We start from the raw sequence: 18,926 nt of genomic DNA on the forward strand, positions 1-18,926 counted from the left end.
AAGACGAAGCGGGAGGAAAGTAGATGGGGCAAAACGCCAAAATCAAAAACATCTGTGACAAACATTATCCTGCACGCAGACATCCTGACAACTATAAGCCGCAGCAGGTGCCGGCCGCACTCAAGGTTTTTTCCGTTGGAGCAATGAACTCAAAACAAGGAGAGATGGGGATGGAGCTCGTCAAAAGCCCGATCGATAATGTCGTGGGAAGCGCATTCGTTCATGTAACCGACCTCCGCCGTTCCGCCAAATGGTACAGTATGGTTATGGGGCTTCCGGTGCTGGAAGAGAGATTGAACGGAGGCAATGTGTATTGGTTGACGCTGGAGGGCGGTACCGGAATTATTTTGGATGATAATAGAAATAACTCGCCGGAAACGCCTCGCGTCAGATACATGTACAACACATCCGAAATCGAGCAGTCTTATCGATTCTTGGAAAATCTCGGCGTGCCGGAATTGTACCCGATTGAGCGGCCTCATCCGGGATTGGCGTTTTTCATGTTTACCGACCCGGACGGCAACTCGTTGATGGTTACGCAATCTGATTATTTTTCGGATGTCGTAGAGCGAATGGATAACACGGATAGTCCCATAATGAACAGAATCGGCGGAATCTTTCTGAATGTTACGGATATGAACCGAGCCATACGTTTCCACAGTGAAGTTCTAAGTCTGCCGTACCAAGAAGTCGGGTCGGGACCGGAAAATTCGATCTATGATTTGAAAATGAAGAGCGGGAGCGGAGTGCTGCTGGACGACAACCGTTTCCGGCACGGGGATGACTACGAGACGCTGTTTATGCTGGATACACCGGATGTGGATGCATCGAAAGCATATCTGGAATCGAAGGGGGTACCTGTGTTCACTGATATTGAAAGACCGTGGGAGCAACTGGCTTTCTTTACGGTGAAGGATCCGGACGGCAATGTCATCATGATTTGCTCCGAAGTGGAATAATTGATATGGAAGTTGAAACGAGCACTCAAGACAATTATTCTTGAGTGCCTTTTGTTTTCTAGGTACCGCCGTTATTACGGAATCCACTATATAATATACTGTTTCTAGCTTTTCTTGCTCTTATTTCGCAGGTGCTTGATCTCGGGCTTCGATATGCGTGGGCATCAATGGCTACCGTATCATCTGTAATGAAACCCTCGTCCAGAGCTTGCTTTACCAACGTTGAGTCGTTAGAAGGCATGCGGGAACAGAGGTGGAGGTAGCCCCACCCAATTCATTCCATCTACTGCACGTATTCTCCATGGTTCCCTTAGCGATTTTCACTCCCATGTCTCAACGGGTCAAATGCCCTTTCATTCCTTCGTTACACCCATCTAAGGGGTGGAGGTCGGTCTTTCTAACGGAGAACTATAGCTCAATAAACCTATGCAACAGGCTGCCGCAAGAATTGACCGGCAGCCTTTACTCACTTAACGGGCAGATTTACTCAACAAGCTGGCACGAAAGAACGGCTGATTAAACGGGCTCATGCAAGGTTATTCGTTCGATTCCGATGTTACAAATCAGAGCCTTACATCGTTATATGTGCAAAACGTAAAAGGAGCTGAGGAACAATGAGACATGCATAATTATCGAAGGCGGCTATGCAGGGCTTACTGTGTTACTGTGATCATGATCACACAGTAATAAGAAAATTTCATATTAATTAACGGGAGGAATTATCAGAAATGGCAAATGTTTTATTCGTTAAAGCTAACAATCGGGATCAATCCATCAGCTTAAAGCTGTACGATGCTTTCGTAAGTGCGTACCGGGCGAAAAACCCGAACGACAATATTACGGAATTAGACCTTTTCGAAGCGGAGCTGCCTTACTATAACAACGAAATGTTTACGGGCATTATCAAGCTTTCCATCGGCGATGAACTCACTGCCGAGGAACAAAAAGCAGCCGATATCGCTAACGGCTACACAGATCAATTCCTAGCAGCCGATAAAGTTGTATTCGCGTTCCCTCTTTGGAATTTTACGATTCCGGCTCAATTGCTGACCTACCTGTCCTATCTAAGCCAACCGCGCAAAACCTTCTCTTATTCAGCACAAGGTCCGGTAGGATTGCAAGGCGGCAAGAAAGTCGTGCTTCTTAACGCACGAGGTAGCGTTTACTCCGAAGGCCCGCTGGCTCAAAAGGAGATGTCTGTGAATTACGTGAAAAGCATGCTCGGCTTCTGGGGAATAACGGATATTCAAACGGTTGTCGTAGAAGGCCACATGCAATTCCAAGACCGTGCTCAGCAAATCATCGAAACCGGCTTAGCTGAAGCAACTAAAGTAGCATCCGGATTCTAATTCACTACAAGCATAACACTATACCGCCGTCCTTGGCGGTATAGTGTTCAAACGACATAAATTTGTAGACATTGTCGCGGTGATGTTGGCAATGGTGCGGTTTATTGTAAAGAACTTCATCTCACAGAACATCTTCCTTTTCTGTCATACTCGCTGGGAAAAAATAGTAATAGCAAAGGATGAGAAATGCATGATCTTAGTTACAGGTGCCACAGGCTCGGTAGGCCGTGAAGTTGTTCGGTTACTGCATAAGGACGGCCTTAGGGTACGGGCGTTGAGCCGCAATCCGGAGAAGGCGAATTTTCCTGCAGGAGTTGAGGAGGTGGCCGGAGATCTAATGAAGCCGGAGACTCTTCCAGCGGCTTTGGACGGTGTGGAAAATGTATTTTGGATGTTACCGCTTGCCGCCGACTTTAACTTCCCGCGGATAGCCCGGCAGTCCGGGGTCCGGCATATCGTATTGCTCTCTGCGGCAACGGTCGAAATTGGAGTAGAAAACGCCATTGCGCGACTCCACTTAAATGCCGAGCAAGCAGTCAAGGAATCGGGCGCGTCCTGGACATTCTTGCGGCCCAACGGCTTCATGACCGATGCGTTTCGGTGGAAAGATTCGATCAGGTCCGAGGGGGTTGTCCGGGTACCGTTCGGCGACCTCAGCATTCCAATCATCGATTCGCGGGACACTGCCGCCGTCGCAGCGAAAGCTCTGAGCTCAAACGGACATGAAGGGAAGATTTATACGTTAACCGGACCTGAACCGCTAACCCGTAGACAACAAGTGCGTATACTTGGCGAAGTATTGGGGCGAGATATCGGTTTTGAAACGATCCCGGACGACATCGCTCGTGAGCACATGCTTCGACAAATGCCTGTGGAAATTGTCGACGCTCTCTTCGATCTGTCCAAGCATGGTCAAAGATTCTCTACTGTGCTTCCCACAGTGGAAGAAGTAACCGGCTGGACACCTCGCACCTTCAAACAGTGGGCGATCGATCATTCCGAGGCTTTTAGGTGATATAATCATAACGGGAAAGCTTGAGTGGAAAATCAAGAAGCTGGCATGGGATTACGCCAGTATGCTTCGATAGAAACAAAGAGACCAAGTTTGCAATACTTCTAACAGGAAAAGGTGAGACGGCGAATGGAGGAACTGTACGATCAATATAGAGCGCTGCTGTTCACGCTGGCTTATCAATTGACAGGCTCTGCGGCAGACGCGGAGGATGCGGTGCAGGACGTGTTTTTTAAGGCGTGCGACGTACATCCCGAACGTTTGGGGGAGCCGAAGGCGTATTTGTGCAAAATGGTAACCAATCGCTGTCTCGATCTGCAGAAGTCGGCGCGGAGGAGGAGGGAAGTGTACGTCGGTCCGTGGCTCCCCGAACCGCTTCGGACGCCGGAGGCGGATACGCTCGAGGCGGTCGTCCGGCGCGATCTGCTGTCTTACGCCATGCTCGTACTGTTGGAGCGGCTGACGCCGACAGAGCGGGCGGTTTTCGTCCTGCGTGAGGCGCTTGGATTCGATTATCCCGAAATAGCCGAACTGCTCGGCAAGCGAGAGACGAATTGCCGCATGCTGATGAGCCGGGCAAGAAGCAAGATGGGAATATCCGAGGAAGAGCCGGTCGCCGCCGAAGCGGTCGAATTGGAATGGGTTAGCCGGTTCCTCACATCCCTCGAGCAAGGTAACGTCGATCATGTGCTATCCCTGCTGAGCGAAGATGTCATGCTCGTCACCGACGGGGGTGGAAAAGTAATCGCGGCCACGGGTCCGATACAAACGCGCGATAAAATGGCCCGAATCCTTGCCGGCGCGTTCGAGGGCATAAAGCCTCAGGGAAGTCTTCACTCCGAGTTTGCCCCTCTAAACGGTGAGACCGGTATAGTACTCCGTTCGGGGGACGAAACCGTGGCCGCTATATTTTTACAACGCCGACGCGGAAAGTTTGACAGAATCTACGTCGTAAGAAACCCGGATAAGCTTAATCGGGTTTAGGTAGTCGACCAGATTTTTCCATAAAGATAAGGAACCGGGAAACTAAGATAAAATCTTTCCAATTCTCCTTTTAAGTTAGATGAACATTACATCATTGGACGGAGAACGATAGTTTAGAAAGCAGAACCGGCTGCTGTGGCAGCCGGTTATTTGCCGGGAAAAGATTATGTATGAATGAATTTATTTAGTGGAAAATCCGTTCATTTATTCCCCTGTTCAAGGAGCTCCTTGATTTTATAAAATTCATGAAAAAACTTTATTTTAGGTAAAAATCACTCGAAAAGACTAAAACGGGTAAGGGACTTATAAAAAGGAACCGAATTGTTGTGGCTGCAGACTCCTTTTACGAGTGGAAACGTATAGGAAGAGATAAGCAACCCATGCGAATCATGATGCGGGATCGACGCATTTTTTCAATGGCCGGCCTATACAATGTTTGGAACTTTCCTGATGGGAAGAAGAAACTCCGTCTATGGCGAAGAAAATTGTAAAAAATATTTTTTTCGGATGTCCAAAATGAACCTTGTATATCATCAAAAATAATTAGAGGAAGGAGGGAAGAGAGAGCGGTGATTGAAAATAACGAAGAAGAGGTCAGGTTGGCGGCGCTGGCGCAGGCGGGAGATTCAACCGCATTCGGGGAATTGGTGCGCCTTCACCGGGCGAAAGCATTCGGCATCGCACGTAAAATCGTCCGTGATCGCGAGACCGCCGAGGATGTAGTCCAGGACGCGTTGATTCAAGCTTTTCGGCACATTAACCGGCTTGCGGATGTGGAACGATTTGCGCCTTGGCTTTCCCGGATTGTCCGCAATGAAGCATTGATGACCTTGCGCAGACAAGTGAGGCAAGCGAAGCAATCGACATTCAGTGATATGGAACATAAGGTTGCAGGATCGGGGGGCTCGGATGACAAGCCGCAATTGGACAATATCCTGTATCAACTTTCGAGCGCAAAGTCCGCCGCCGATGGCTTCGATCCGCAGCAAATGTACATGAGACAAGAGTTTCTCAGGTCCGTGCATCGTATGCTGCACTGTCTGTCTGCCAAGGAGCGGGAAGTGTTCGAGGCGCACTTCTTCAATGAATTATCTCCGCAAGAAATCGCACAGGTGCTGAAGATGACCGAGGGAAGTGTATATAAGTCAATATCCCGCTCCCGGCAGAAAGTTAAGGATGAGCAGGTGCGTGAATACTTGCGGGAAACTCTCGGCCTGACGGACGGCGGAAAACGTAACGGCAAGGTCGTACTGCCGCTGCGTATTTCGGAAGAAATATGGAAAAGCAGTCAAACGTCGGTGGCGGTATGCGCACAAATATGGTTGCGGCATTTCGGCGGGACGGATTTATCCATTTCCGACGTTATGGGTTTGACCGGTCAAGCGTTCCGGCTGTGCCTCGAAACCGAAACTATCGGAGTGTCAGGACCGCTGATGTATTTTTGGGAGCCTGTGTTCTCGGAAGGGTTGGCTAATATAGGATTGCTCGCCAAGCATATCGGGGATGGCGGAGTAGCGCCGTCGAAGTATATGCTTCTGGAGGCTGTGAGGCTTGCCCGTAACGAAATCATTGCAGGAAGGCCGGTCATCGCTTGGGATTTGTCTTCACCGGGATTCGGCCTTCTGTATGGTTTCGATGACAATAGGCAGTTATTCACCGGTAATGACGGCAGCGGTGTACGTACATTTTCTTATGATCGGATGGGTCGAGGCGAATCCGGCGGAATTTTTATATTGGCGCTGCAACGAATCAACCGATCGACTGTAATGGAATCGGCGGTTCGGCGAACGGTTTCGATGGCAATGGCTCATGCTTACGGGGAGCGAACGTTCCCGGGCTTTGCTTGCGGGTTAGGCGCATATAAAGCGTGGATCGGCGCATTTCGGAACGGTTCGGTCGATCCGCTCGGCAATGCGTATACGATACACGTGGCTGCCGATGCCAGGCTGCATGCCGTTCGTTATCTTCGCGGCTGTATTGACCGTTGGGACGGCGAACGGGCGCAATTAGCTTTCGAAGCGGAAGGTTACTATTATGAGACGGCGGCAATTTTCGCTAAATTATCTGCAATGTTCCCTTTTCCGTCCGGCGGGCAACCGTTGAACAAATGTACTTCCGAAGAAGCGGTAAAACTGCTTACTTTGGCGTCGGAACATGAAGAAGCAGGCCTTCATGCACTCAGCAGGTTATCACAACATCTAAAACAACTTTAATAGAGGAGTGAGCGAATATGGTAACGAAAGAGTTAGATCGAAACATAGATACGATATGGATACCTGCTTACAAGGACGGGCAGGAAGCGGACCGGCTTATAGCGAATCCGGGAAGCCAACCGATTAGAATATTAGAAGGGATGCAGTTCACCGATTCGTTCGGAATATTCCCTGCATTTACGGAGAAAGAGTACCGAACGCCGCTTTCGATCGAAGCGACCGTAATGACGGATAGCACTAATATTGTCCTCTTATATGGCAAAGGGCAGATTATCTTAAATTGGGACCGGCGCGAGGATCTGTTGAATGTGCGGCATCCTGTCACCGGCAAAGCATTCAATGTCCCCGGACTCGGCAGCGTCCCGACCGGCCGTTGGCACCACGTTGAATGGATCATTGCCGAGGATGTTATGCGGCTCATCGTGAATGGGGAAGAGCGGTATACGCTGAATGGGAACTTCCGGGGAGTCAGCTCTTCTGTGGGAATACGTACCGGATGGCGGGCAAATGTAAGGGTCGGTTCATTGTCTGTCACCGAGCATCGCGCCGCCGATCGTTCGCTTGTAACCGATTTGCCTGCAGATCTTTCCGGATTTACGGTTTTGCCGGGGTTTCGATCCGTTCCTAATGATAACTCCTTGCTAAGTTGTTACCTTGGAGCGATGCGGTATTATAACCGTTACATCGATGAGGTGGAGTGGCTTGGGGCGACCGGTCTCGCTTTCCATGCACCTTTGGACAATACATTAGATTTTGCAGTGTTTTCATCACAGTCCAAGCTGCTGGGTATTGACGTCGTTCGTTGGGACGGATCTATTAATGAAATGGACGCTGTATTGTCCTTCATTCATGAATCATTCGCGGATGGGGTTCCAGTATTCGGCCGTTTTGCCGGAACCGAATGTTATCAGACCGTAACAGCCTATTCCGAGCACGGTTTCATTGTTGAAGGAAGCGATCGGCCGGCAAAGTTTATCGGCAGCGATAAGATTGGGGAATCCGGTTTAGATCAATTGTTTTCTATAAAGCTAACCAATGAGTCCGAGAAGAGGCAAAGGTTTGCAAGCGCGTTTCGTTTGGCGTCCGGCATGGCCCCGCATATTGCTAAGGAATATGCGGATTGGGTTGGGGAGTTAGCTGATGAAAACAATGATGTGGACGTTCTGACGCCGTCAGCATGGCGAAAGTCGCGCGAAACCGTACTTCAGTTTATCGAACGTTCGAGCGATGTTTCTTCCGGAAAGGACTTTAACGACATTCTGTCGACAGCAAAACATTGTTACCTGAATGTGGTAGAGGAGCTTTCAAATGCGGGGCGTGAAGCATCGGCTGTTATGCACGGCGTCCTGACTTCCCGTGAAACAATGATAAGCGCCGTCAAGTCGGCCGCAGCGGCTGAAGAAGCCGGAATTAAAGAGCTTGGCAAACTAGCCGATCAATTATACAGCAAAAAACTGCTTCAAGGGCTTCGTTACCAGGGCATCAGCTGCATGTCGCCGTTTAACACGTATCGTGGCATCGCCGATTATTACGGTATCCGATGTTCTGACGTATGGCTAAGGGGAGTCACCGGACGGCCGTTTCTGTTTGCGATGCATGAGCGCATTAACGTTCACGATTTTTGCATACCGTTTCCCGAGCGGCGCATGATTGAGCTGTTTGGGAACGTTGGTTTGGAAATCGGAAGCATGGAAGGCTATTCGCAAGGCGAAGGATATCTCGATCTGCTTAATCAAGCGTGGAATGCGGCAAGGGAAGCGGTCGACTCGGGTTGGGCATGCTTCGGACGCGCGGTTGATTTTTCAGGCGGCGAGTATTCCGTCATTAACGGTTACGATAACGACGGTTACTATACAAGCTCCTGGCACGGCAATTCCGTCAAATCGATCCCATGGATGATGTACGGTCAGGGTCAATGCACATGCGAGCCTTGTACGCTTCGACGCGTCAATTGGCGGGACGAAGGTCCCGTCCGGACCGTTTGCCGTTGCAACGAGTGCCAACGATACCTGCATAAGGGCGCTACTTTATCTCCGCAAGAAGAAGGCGAGGTACGACTCTACTGGGCTAAGCCGAACGCAGCGCCTGACGATCGAACTGCGGTCAAGGAAGCCCTTGCTCTAGCCCTTGAGTTTGCCGACCCGTCAGGGCCTTGGTCTCAATCGGAAATGATTGCCGGTCCTTCAGCTTATAATACGTTGATTCATGCGTTGGAGAAAGGCCGCTATGATGGATGGTATCTTGGTTTGCATGCTAACGGCTGGAGCGAATTGCGTCATTCCGGTTGGCAATTTCTTATAGAAGCGAAGGAGAGAATCGGCGATCCGCCGCTCAATAATATATTTGATGAAGCCATTGGATTCGCAGAGAGGCTGCACAAAACATTCGCCGGTTTGAATGAGATGTTCCCATGGATGCAGCCGTTCGGTCCCATTCCGGACGCAGAGCGCCGGTATGCCGCGGCCGATCTGATGAAAGCCGCCAAAGAAGCGGAGAAAGGCCAGCTTCAGGCGTTTGAAAAGCTTGTAGGACTGTTGTAATTATCGGCCTAGCTAATGGGTTGTCGTTGGTATTGCATTTTATGATCAGCTGCAGTTTGGTATACTTGAATCATCACGGGTGTTGGGAGGCTTCGGATGAGTAAGCCTGGAAAAGTCAGAGAACAACAGGAAATATATGATGTACCGGAACGATATGAGATCATCGGAGGTATCCGCTATGATCTTAAACCTTCTCCAAAGCTCGATCATCAGATTCTAGTAACGAAGCTCTGGCAGCACTTGAACTTTTCATGCCATCCGAACGGAATTGTAGTCGTATCACCCATGGACGTTCATCTCGATGAAGCGAATATCGTTCAACCGGACATAATTTTTATCTCGAACGATAGCCTTGGAATCATACGCGGTAAAGAAATTCATGGTGTGCCGGACTTATTAATCGAAATATTGTCCCCCCTCACAGGCGCCCGCGACAAAACGCTTAAGAAACATCTATATGAAAAGTTTGGCGTGAAAGAATATTGGATCGTGGATCCGGTAATCAAGACGGTAGACAGGTTTGTACTTAAAGACCAATTATTGCATTTGAAGGCCACTTATACTGAAGAAGACTTGCTTACATCCGACGTGTTCGCCTGCATCTCCATTGATTTGCAAGCTGTTTTTGCCGAATTGAAACGATTCGAGGATAACTGATTACTGTATTTCACCATTAGCCGTCCCCGCAAGGGGCGGCTTTTTTCCAATATTTTGAGGCTGGCGGAACCGGGCATTTTTGTTATATTAAATCGGTATAGTAAAAGTCCCGGAGGTCTCATAATTTGAAAATCGCATACAGAATATACATACTTTTGCTGGCGATCGTGCTGTCTTTTTCGACTATTATGCCGAATGTTCCCGCTGGTGCGGTTAATAGTTTGCCTTTTCACGACATTTCCAATAGTTTCGCTAAAGATGCAATCATACATTTATATCAAAAGCAAATCGTAGACGGTACCGGCGATAAATTGTTCGAACCCCGCAAGCCGATCAGCCGTGCCGAATTCGCGGCGATGCTTATGCGCTTATTTAAATTGCAGCCGACGTATAACGCCGTCCCCGCATTTTCCGATGTTCCGAAATCGTCGTGGTATTACGGTCAGGTTCATGCGGCCGTGAATTTGGGTATCGTAACCGGAACAAGCCCCAACACTTTCGAACCCGGAAAATCTATTACGCGGCAGGAAGCGGCGGCTTTATTGGCGAGAGCGTTAAAACATGAGAATGGAAGAGTTGATGGCATTTCATTGCCTTTTTCCGACGCCGGAAGTGTGTCCGAATGGGCTGTGCCGCTGGTGGACGCAGCTTACAGCTTGGGATTAATCCAAGGTTATAACGGTAAAATTCGTCCGCACGACCCGATCAGCAGACAGGAAGCGGCAGTCGTATTCGATAGAATCCTTCAAAACGCCGCCTGGTCCAAACGCATTGAAACGGAGTATGCATCGGGGATCCAACTAGGATGGTTATATAACCAGTCGAACGAACAATTTAAAAAATCGATAGAAGCGTCTGTGATTAATACGATTTCACCTAGATGGTTTTTCCTGAAAGCGCCGGATCAAATTACCGATTCCGCGGACGCTTCGCTGGTGAAATGGGCGCATCAGAACAACAAGAAAGTGTGGCCATTGGTCGGCAATCGCTTTGATAAACAATTGACGCACCAATTTTTGACGAAAAAGGAACTCAGGGATGTGTTGATCAGCAGGTTGACGGAGTTTGTGCGAAAGTATGATCTGGACGGGTTGAACATTGATTTTGAACAATTGGATCCTGCGGACAAAGACGCTTATACCGCATTTATCGCAGATTTGGCCGGTCAGCTGCATAAGGAAGGCGCTGTTTTATCCGTTTGCGTGCCGCCTGATTTGGGGAATGACTGGAGTATGCCGTTTGATTACGCCGCATTGGGAAAAAGCGCGGATTATATCGTTCTGATGGGATACGATGAGCACTGGTCGGGAAGCGGGAAAGCGGGTTCGGTATCTTCGCTGCCTTGGCTGCGGAAGCATCTTGAAAAGCTGACAAAGCAAGTCCCCGCCGAAAAGGTTATTGCTGGATTGCCGTTTTATACGAAGGATTGGGCGGAAGCGAACGGGAAGATCGTCTCCGAAGATGTTACGCTGCTTCAACAAAATTCTTTGATGGAATCCCGGAAACCCGAGGTACAATGGGACGATTCAGCGGGCCAATACGTCGCCTCATACAAAAGTCAAGGTGTTCGGCATCATATATGGGCGGAAGACAGCCGATCGCTGACTTTGAAGTTCCAAGCGGGAGTGAGCCTTGGTGTGGCAGGCAACGCATATTGGTACATCGGAAGCGAGAGCCCGGATGTATGGGCGAGTTTGAGAAACGGTATCAAATACGCAAACTACTATTTTTCGAAACCATAATATTTTTGCGTTTAACACGGGTGCAATCCCGTGTTTTTTGTTGACTTTCTAATCTTCTAGCGCTAAAAATGAGTAAGTCGATAATGATGGCGTATGGAGATGGTACTGACGTGGCTTCGGGAATCGTATATGCGCTTTTGGCTTATATATCGTGGGGATTGTTGCCTTTATATTGGAAAATGCTCGAGCGATTGCCCCCTGAGAGCATTTTAGCGCATCGAATATTGTGGTCGTTTCTGTTTGTGGTCGGGCTGCTTGCCGTAAAGAAGCGGCTTCCCGAATGGAAGAGCTTGTTCGGTTCAAGGGCGGTATTCGGAGCCGCGCTGCTGTCCGCCGCACTGATCAGCCTCAACTGGCTCGTATATATAGCGTCTGTCAATAGCGGACATATCGTTGAAGCGAGTTTGGGCTATTATATCAATCCGTTAGTGAACGTATTGCTTGGAGTGCTTTTCTTGAGGGAGCGGCCGAGCAAGCCGCAATGGGCTGCGATCGGATTGGCGGCTGCCGGCGTTCTCATCCTGACGCTGTCTTACGGCAAATTTCCTTGGATCGCCCTTATATTAGCCTTTTCTTTCGGATTGTACGGCTTGGCGAAGAAGAAGACGGCCGTCGATCCTCTGCTCGGACTGAGCTGGGAGACGATCATTCCTTTGCCTGCAGCTGTTGTGTTTTTGACGGTTACCGGCGGGATCGCCGCGCCGTTCGCCGATGCATCGTCATTGCCTCTGCTTCTTGCTGGGGCGGCAACCGCTTTGCCTCTGCTGTGGTTTGCGCAAGCGGCAAAGCGGCTTGCTCTGTCGACGGTCGGCTTATTTCAGTATTTGGCCCCGAGCATATCGCTTGTAATCGGAGTCGCTGTGTACAATGAACCTTTCTCCGACGCTCATATGATAAGCTTCGCATGTATATGGAGCGCATTGGCGTTGTACACGATTTCTTCGTTGAGATTAAATGCAGTGAAAAAACAGGAGGCTTCGCAATGAGTAAGGTGCTTCCGATTGAAGATGCGCTGCCTTCCTTGCGTTCGGCGTTGCGATCGTCCTTGAACGCAGTCCTTGTGGCGGCGCCGGGTGCGGGGAAGACGACCCGCGTCCCGATTGCGTTGATGGACGAGCCGTGGCTTGGAGGCCGCAAGATTGTCATGCTCGAGCCGCGGAGGCTTGCGGCACGGATGGCCGCGCGATTCATGGCTTCGAAACTCGGTGAGACCGTTGGCGAGAGTGTCGGCTACCGTGTCAGATTAGATACGAAAGTAAGCGGTCGAACGAAAATCGAGGTGGTGACCGAGGGCGTGCTGACCCGCATGCTTCAGGACGATCCGGCGTTGACAGATATAGGGCTGCTCATCTTCGACGAGTTTCATGAGCGAAATTTGCACGCCGACATCGGACTGGCGTTCAGCTTGCAGTCACAGTCATTGCTGCGCGACGATCTGCGCATTCTCGTCATGTCGGCAACTCTGGACGCCGATCCTGTGGCTGCGCTGCTAGGCGATGCTCCCGTTGTAGTCAGCGAAGGGTGGATGTTTCCTGTGGAAACGCGGTATGCGGTTCGGCGCGAGGAAGGACGCATAGATGGCCGGGCAGTGAAAGCCGTACTTGAGGCGTTAGAGGAGCATGATGAGGGCGACATCCTTGTGTTTTTGCCGGGAATCGGCGAAATTCGCCGTGTGGAAGCGCAGTTGAATGAAGCTTGCAGGTTGATGCCTGTTCGCGTCGCTCCTCTATACGGCAGCTTGTCGGCGGAGGAGCAGGACCGCGCCATTGCGCCGGGCGTTGGCGGGGAGCGAAAGATCGTGCTCGCCACCTCCATTGCGGAATCGAGCTTGACGGTCGAGGGCGTACGAATCGTTATCGACAGCGGCCTCATGCGCGTGCCGAGGTTTTCACCGCGCACCGGAATGACCCGCTTGGAAACGGTGCCGGTGTCACGCGCCTCTGCCGATCAGCGCAGGGGCAGGGCCGGAAGACTCGGTCCGGGAGTATGTTACCGGCTGTGGACGGAGCAAGAGGATAAGCTGCTGCCGTCTCAAGGCGCTCCGGAAATCGCGGAGTCCGACCTGGCTCCGCTTGCTTTGGAACTGGCGGCTTGGGGAGTATCGGATCCGGGGGAGCTGCGCTGGCTGGACCCGCCTCCCGAAGCGGCGTTCGCTCAAGCGCGCGAGCTGCTGGTACGCCTCGGTGCGCTTAGCGGCAGCGGCCGTTCCGGATCCGGCTCCGGAGCAATAACGCCGTTCGGCCGCCGGATGGCCGCCATGCCTATGCACCCGCGGCTTGCCTGCATGGTGCTGCGCGCCGTTGAGCTTGGGCTCGGGGCAGCGGCATGCGAGTTGGCCGCCCTGTTCGGCGAACGCGATATCCTCCGCCGTGATCATGGAGGGGCACCGGATTCGGATATGAGGCTTCGCTTGAAGGCGCTCCATTCCGGGTCCGGTGCTATTGCGGGGCACACGGTCGATACTGCCGTTTGCCGCCGCATCCTGGCGCAGGCGGAGCAATGGAAGCGGGAATGGAACATCGCGGAGACAGGTGCACAAGCGGACTCTGACGCTTGCGGATTGCTTCTTTCATTCGCTTTTCCGGACAGGATCGCATCACGCCGCCCGAACGGCAAGTTTCTGTTAAGCAACGGGCGCGGCGCGGTATTCGGCGGAGATCAGCCGCTCTCGCATTCCACATATTGCGTCGCTGCCGAATTGGACGATACAGGTACAGACAGCCGTATCATGTTGGCTGCGCCGATCGGACGCGAGCAGCTGGAAGAACATCATGCCGACCGGATCGCCGAACAGCAAGAGGTTGTTTGGGATTCCGGAACACAAAGCGTGCGGGCGCGCAAAAGGAGGTCCTTGGATGCACTCGCATTGGGGGAATACCCGCTGCCGGATCCCGATCCGGACAAATTGCTGGCCGCGCTGCTGTCCGGCATCGCCCAAGAGGGGATCGGCATGCTGCCGTGGACGAAGCACGCACGGCAATTCCAGCAACGGTTAATTTTTCTGCACTTTATCGATCCGGCTTGGCCGGATGTGTCGGACGAAGCGCTCGCCGCTTCATTGGAGGAATGGTTGGGCCCGCATGTTTACGGGATGAGAAGCCGTTCGGATCTGCAGCGGGTGAACGTGACCGGCGCGTTGGAATCGATGTTGAGCTGGGAGCGGCGGCGAGAGATGGACGAGCAGGCGCCGACCCATATTGTCGTACCGAGCGGGTCGCGCATACCTATCGATTACAGTGATCCTCAAGCGCCGAAGCTCTCTGTCCGCTTGCAGGAAGTGTTCGGACTTCAAGAGACGCCGCGAATCGCGAACGGCAAAGTTCCGCTGCTGCTCCATCTTCTATCCCCTGCGCAGCGTCCGGTTCAAGTTACGCGCGACCTGGCAAGCTTCTGGAGAGAAACGTATTTTGAGGTGAAGAAGGACTTGAAGGGGCGGTATCCGAAGCATTATTGGCCGGAGGATCCATATGCGGCGCAGCCGACGAATCGGGCCAGGCCGCGGCAATAGTAATGTTGAAATTTGATCTTTCTAGAGTTATAATACACGTCAACAAACAATGTACCGAGCCAATGAAGAGCATCCAACTCGGAGGCGCCGGCGACCGGATTCCATAGAGCAGGACGGAATCTTTAAGCCGGACGGGAAGCGCCCGTTACAGCGCCATAAAGAGGGCAGTGCGTCGAAGCGCTGTCAACTTGGGTGGCACCGCGAGCAACCGCTCCTCGTCCCAATGGGATGAAGGGCGGTTTATTTTTATTCGAAGGGGCTGCTGCCAAGATGATTGAGATCGGTCGAATCAGAGAAAATTCCGAATTGTTTCAACAAACCGCGAAATGGAAAAAAATCGATATCTCCATCGACGAGCTGATCCGGACGGACGACGAACGTCGAAAGACGCTGCAAGAAGTGGAGGCATTGCGGCAACAACGAAACCGTGCCACCGAGCAAATATCGGAGCTGATGCGGAACGGACGGAAGGAAGATGCGGAAAGAAAGAAGCGGAAAGTGACGTTGGTCAAAGAAGCGTTGGCGGAGCGGGAGGCTCTTCTGCAAACCTTAGAGCGACGGTACCGTGAGCTCATGCTGCTCGTCCCGAATCCTGTATCCCCGGATACTCCGGTCGGAGACTCGGATGCGGACAATGTGGAAATACGAAAAATAGGTGAGCCGCCGGTGTTCGGCTTCGAAGCGAAAGATCACGTCGCGCTCGGTACCGCCTTACATTTATTTGATATTGAAAGAGGAGTGAAAATTGCCGGTTCGCGGAACTATGTGTTAAAAGGAATGGGGCTTTATTTGCATCGGGCAGTACAGCAATTGGCGGTCGACTTCTTGTCGGAACGGGGATTCACCGTTATGGAGGTGCCGCTTATGGTCAATCGCGACAGTCTCGTTCAATCGGGTTTTTTCCCGCTGGGAGAAGAACAAACCTATGAGATCGTAGGAGAGGACAAATGGCTCGCAGGAACTTCCGAAGCGCCTCTCATCGCTTATTATGGCAACGAGATTGTTGATGTGACCGAACCCATTCGCATTGGCGCCGTATCCAACTGCTTCCGTCAGGAAGTCGGTTCGGCAGGGCGCGACGTTCACGGCTTGTATCGGGTGCATCAATTCGCTAAAGTTGAACAAGTAGTTATATGCAAGGATGACCCGGATCTCGCGGAAGCTCTCTTGACGGAAATCACGCAGTTTGCGGAAAATCTGCTTTCGATGCTCGAGCTGCCGTATCGGGTGGTGGCGGTTTGTACCGGCGATATGTCGCAGAAAAACTACAAACAATACGACATTGAAACGTGGATGCCGAGCCGCAACGGGTATGGCGAAACTCATTCTTCGTCAAGCCTTCTCGATTTCCAAGCGAGACGTTCCAACCTACGGTACCGGGACGAAACCGGGAATTTATGTTACTGTTACACGCTAAACAATACCGCCGTGGCCACGCCGCGCATACTCATTCCGCTGCTTGAAAATCACCAGCAGGCGGACGGGAGCGTCCGCATACCGAAGGTATTGCAAAAGTATATGAGGGGGGCGACAGAGATTCGATGAGCGAATCCATTTACGATGAAATAGGCGGGGAGGAAACGTTGACTCGTTTGGTGGAGGCATTTTATCCCCGGGTAGTGAAGCATCCCGATCTCGCTCCATTATTTGCGGGAAGCGATATCGATGAAGTGATGCGCAAGCAGAAGATGTTCCTGACGCAGTTCTTAGGCGGGCCGACGTTGTACTCGAACGAATTCGGACATCCGATGATGCGCTATCGGCATCTGCCGTTCGAAATAACGCCCCGCCGCGCGCAAGCTTGGCTTTCCTGCATGCGCTTGGCAATGGACGAAGCCGGATTGGAAGGGCCCGTTCGCGAATTCATCTTCGACCGCTTGACGCAAGTCGCGCATCACATGGTGAATACGGCGGAGAAGCCCGACGGCGAGTGAGTAGCTTAAACTAAGTTTATCCCAAGTGCGGCCGGCTCGTGCACCCGGAGAAACTCCGGTTACAGGGCCGAAATAGCGCCTCCGGGCTGGCGTGCAACCGGAGAAACTCCGGTTACAGGGCCGAAACAGCGCCTCCGGGCGGCGTGCAACCGGAGAAACTCCGGTTACAGGGCCGAAATAGCGCCTCCGGGCGGCGCTGTAACCGGAGAAACTCCGGTTACAGGGCCGAAATAGCGCCTCCGGGCGGCGTGCAACCGGAGAAACTCCGGTTACAGGGCCGAAATAGCGCCTCCGGGCGGCGTGCATCCGGAGAAACTCCGGTTACAGCGCCGAACAACCCAACATGAAGGGGCTGCTCCGTCACCGGAACAGCCCCTTCATATTACAATCCGTAAATATCCGAATATTTTTCCTCGAAATATTGCACGAGATAGTCGGGATTCAGCGGTTCGCCCGTAACGCGCACAATCAATTCCTCCGGCGAGTATACCATGCCGTGCTGGTGAATGTTCTCGCGCAGCCACTCGCGAACGGCGCCGAACTCCCCGCGGCTGATCATGCCGTAAAAATCCGGGAACCGCTTGCGAATCGTGAACAGGATTTGCGCCGCATACAAGTTGCCCAACGAGTATGTCGGGAAATAGCCGAACGCGCCGTACGACCAATGAACGTCTTGCAGAACGCCGAGCGTATCGGTCGGCGGTTCGACGCCGAGATACTCGCGCATTTTCTCGTTCCACAGCTTCGGCAATTCTTTCACTTCGATCGTGCCGGCTACGAGCGCTTTTTCCAACTCGTAACGGATCATGATGTGCAGGTTGTATGTTACCTCGTCGGCTTCGACACGGATGTAAGACGGAGTTACGATGTTCACCGACCGGTAGAAATCGCGAACGGAGACATCGTCGAATTTATCCGGGAAGTAACTCTTATATGTATCCAGGTACCGCTCCCAGAAGGCCAAGCTGCGCCCGACCATATTTTCAAGGAATCGGGATTGCGATTCGTGAATGCCTAGGGACACGCCGCCGCTTATTACCGATCCCTCAAATTCCGGGTTAACGCCTTGCTCGTAAATCGCATGTCCCACTTCATGAATCGTCGCGAACAACGAACTTCTCGGGTTGTCCTCGAGGTAGCGGGTTGTGATGCGCACATCGCCGACGTTCATCGTACAGGCGAACGGATGGGCCGTCACATCCAACCGTCCCGCCTCCAAGTCGTAACCGAGGAACGGAAGCAAGTACAAGTTGAAGTTCTCTTGCTGAGTCACATCAAAGCTTCCTTCAAACACGTTCCGGGGTTGGTCGGAGCTGCTGCGGATGCGCTCCAACAGCTTCACCGTCTTTTCCCGCAGTGTGCCGAAAATATCGTCCAATTGCTCCACAGTCAGCCCTGGCTCATATTCTTCCAGCAGCGCATCGTATGGATGTTTCTCATAACCGTACAGCTCGGCATACTGACGCACGAGTTCCACGGTACGCTCCAACGTCGGGCGAAATTTCTCGAAATTGTTTTCTTTCCGGGCTTCTTCCCAGACGTTCCTCGCATTTGCGGTATGGATCGTAAACTCTTTGTGAAGCTGCTCGGGAATCTTCTTGTCCTTGTCATAGGCACGCTTGCGTTCCCGCACGGCGGCTTTCGTCGGCGCATCAAGCTGCTGCTGTGCCTCCGGAGCGGTAAGCACAGCCAATAACCCGCCCATCTGCTCCGACGTAGCGAGCTTAAACAACTCCGTGGACAGCGTGCCGCGCGCTTTCGCGAAGTATGCTTTTCCTTTGGCCGGCGCCTTCACCTGTTGATCCCAACCCGCCAACGAAAGCATGTCGGAATAGTGGGTCATTTTTTCATCCAGTTCCTTGAATTGCTTGACAATGGTGTTCAAATCTTCGAGCTGTTCGACATTGGTCATATCAACTCATCCTTTACTATGTATTTCTACATATATAATACTTGATCGATTGTTCGATGAGAATAGAAAACATTATATATTCGATTTCCTCACTGAACGTCTGTATAATAAGCTTT

General features: G+C 51.7%; 13 protein-coding genes and 1 pseudogene. 13 read left to right on the forward strand and 1 reads right to left on the reverse strand.

All coding sequences use genetic code 11. The features are described from left to right. The first annotated feature begins 23 nt into the window (after positions 1-23). The 13 genes and pseudogenes from JET16_RS00205 (at position 24) to JET16_RS00265 (ending at position 16,898) form a co-directional block, all read left to right on the forward strand. Positions 24-959 carry a VOC family protein gene (locus JET16_RS00205; RefSeq protein WP_199613573.1) on the forward strand — a complete coding sequence of 312 codons (936 nt, stop codon included), beginning with the start codon at positions 24-26 and terminating at the stop codon, positions 957-959. 728 nt (positions 960-1,687) lie between these two features. Then, a complete protein-coding gene (locus tag JET16_RS00210) occupies positions 1,688-2,308 on the forward strand; it encodes an FMN-dependent NADH-azoreductase (RefSeq protein WP_199613574.1) in 621 nt (206 codons plus the stop codon). Positions 2,309-2,498: 190 nt separating this feature from the next. Then, positions 2,499-3,323 carry an NAD(P)H-binding protein gene (locus JET16_RS00215; RefSeq protein WP_199613575.1) on the forward strand — a complete coding sequence of 275 codons (825 nt, stop codon included), beginning with the start codon at positions 2,499-2,501 and terminating at the stop codon, positions 3,321-3,323. A 126-nt stretch (positions 3,324-3,449) separates the two neighbouring features. Continuing rightward, the gene (gene sigJ, locus JET16_RS00220) at positions 3,450-4,304 is read left to right on the forward strand and encodes an RNA polymerase sigma factor SigJ (protein ID WP_199613576.1); all 855 of its coding nucleotides are present in this window, start codon (positions 3,450-3,452) and stop codon (positions 4,302-4,304) included. 296 nt (positions 4,305-4,600) lie between these two features. Further along, positions 4,601-4,795, forward strand: a pseudogene (locus JET16_RS00225) (SOS response-associated peptidase family protein); the annotation flags it as partial. Between the two features lie 78 nt (positions 4,796-4,873). Then, positions 4,874-6,517 carry an RNA polymerase sigma factor gene (locus tag JET16_RS00230; RefSeq protein WP_199613577.1) on the forward strand — a complete coding sequence of 548 codons (1,644 nt, stop codon included), beginning with the start codon at positions 4,874-4,876 and terminating at the stop codon, positions 6,515-6,517. A 17-nt stretch (positions 6,518-6,534) separates the two neighbouring features. Next, positions 6,535-9,057 carry a LamG domain-containing protein gene (locus JET16_RS00235; protein WP_199613578.1) on the forward strand — a complete coding sequence of 841 codons (2,523 nt, stop codon included), beginning with the start codon at positions 6,535-6,537 and terminating at the stop codon, positions 9,055-9,057. A 96-nt stretch (positions 9,058-9,153) separates the two neighbouring features. Continuing rightward, entirely contained in the window at positions 9,154-9,714 is a 561-nt protein-coding gene (locus JET16_RS00240; RefSeq protein ID WP_199613579.1) for a Uma2 family endonuclease, read from the forward strand. Positions 9,715-9,839: 125 nt separating this feature from the next. Further along, complete coding sequence (locus JET16_RS00245; RefSeq protein WP_233530902.1) at positions 9,840-11,456, forward strand: S-layer homology domain-containing protein; 1,617 nt, start codon at positions 9,840-9,842, stop codon at positions 11,454-11,456. A gap of 110 nt (positions 11,457-11,566) precedes the next feature. After that, positions 11,567-12,442 (forward strand): EamA family transporter RarD, encoded by an 876-nt coding sequence (rarD, locus tag JET16_RS00250; RefSeq protein WP_325176572.1) that lies wholly within the window; start codon positions 11,567-11,569, stop codon positions 12,440-12,442. Beyond that, positions 12,439-14,964, forward strand: coding sequence for an ATP-dependent helicase HrpB (gene hrpB / locus JET16_RS00255; protein ID WP_199613580.1), 2,526 nt, complete (start codon positions 12,439-12,441; stop codon positions 14,962-14,964). The genes rarD and hrpB overlap by 4 nt, the downstream gene beginning before the upstream one ends. Positions 14,965-15,234: 270 nt before the next feature. Further along, positions 15,235-16,509 carry a serine--tRNA ligase gene (gene serS, locus JET16_RS00260; protein WP_199613581.1) on the forward strand — a complete coding sequence of 425 codons (1,275 nt, stop codon included), beginning with the start codon at positions 15,235-15,237 and terminating at the stop codon, positions 16,507-16,509. Beyond that, positions 16,506-16,898 (forward strand): globin domain-containing protein, encoded by a 393-nt coding sequence (locus JET16_RS00265; protein ID WP_199613582.1) that lies wholly within the window; start codon positions 16,506-16,508, stop codon positions 16,896-16,898. Before serS ends, JET16_RS00265 begins: the two co-directional genes overlap by 4 nt. A 382-nt stretch (positions 16,899-17,280) precedes the next feature. Here the strand turns inward: JET16_RS00265 and JET16_RS00270 are convergent, their stop codons facing one another. Further along, positions 17,281-18,810 (reverse strand): carboxypeptidase M32, encoded by a 1,530-nt coding sequence (locus tag JET16_RS00270; protein WP_199613583.1) that lies wholly within the window; start codon positions 18,808-18,810, stop codon positions 17,281-17,283. Between the last annotated feature and the right edge of the window lie 116 nt (positions 18,811-18,926).

Origin of the sequence: Paenibacillus alkalitolerans (genome assembly GCF_016482785.1) — a bacterium.
Lineage (GTDB): Bacteria > Bacillota > Bacilli > Paenibacillales > YIM-B00363 > Paenibacillus_AE > Paenibacillus_AE alkalitolerans.